The sequence below is a fragment of the Treponema sp. UBA7570 genome, from assembly GCA_002477955.1.
GTDB lineage: Bacteria > Spirochaetota > Spirochaetia > Treponematales > Treponemataceae > Treponema_D.
In genome coordinates this window covers 6,476-6,931 of record DLLE01000065.1, presented here as the reverse complement: position 1 = coordinate 6,931, position 456 = coordinate 6,476, and the positions used below count along the sequence as shown (strand labels likewise).

Sequence of the window (456 nt, the reverse complement as noted above, 5' to 3'; positions counted from 1 at the left end):
CGTCATTGCAAGAAATGTATCTTACGAGATAATTCTTGCAACAACGATTAATTCTTACTGAATTTCAGCAACAGTCTGTCCGTTAGAAACCTGAGTTCCTGCAGGAACTGTGAAGTGAACTTTGCCAGCCGCGCCAGCTTTGATTTCAAGCTCCATTTTCATTGACTCAATGATGATTACAGTTGTGTCAGCCTGAACGCTTGCGCCTTCAGCAACAGCGTATTTGAGCAAAGTTCCAGCAACTGGAGCTTTTACAGCTTTTCCGCCAGCAGAAGCAGCTGCTGCAGGAGCGGCAGCCGGAGCCGGATTTGCGGAAGGCGCAGGAGCAGCTTTTACAACTCCGCCAATTGTCGCGATAACCTGGCCGTTTGCAATCTGAGTTCCTGTTGGAACTGTGTATGTGATTGTGCCGTCAGCAGGAGATTTTACTTCAAGCTCCATCTTCATTGACTCAAC

The 456-nt window shown here is 47.6% G+C and carries 1 protein-coding gene; it reads right to left on the bottom strand.

Going from position 1 to position 456, the window contains the following annotated elements; genetic code table 11:
- Nucleotides 1–54: 54 nt before the first annotated feature.
- On the bottom strand, nucleotides 55–456 hold a 402-nt coding region (locus tag B4N75_RS09070), incomplete at its 5' end, for a biotin/lipoyl-containing protein (protein WP_296707208.1).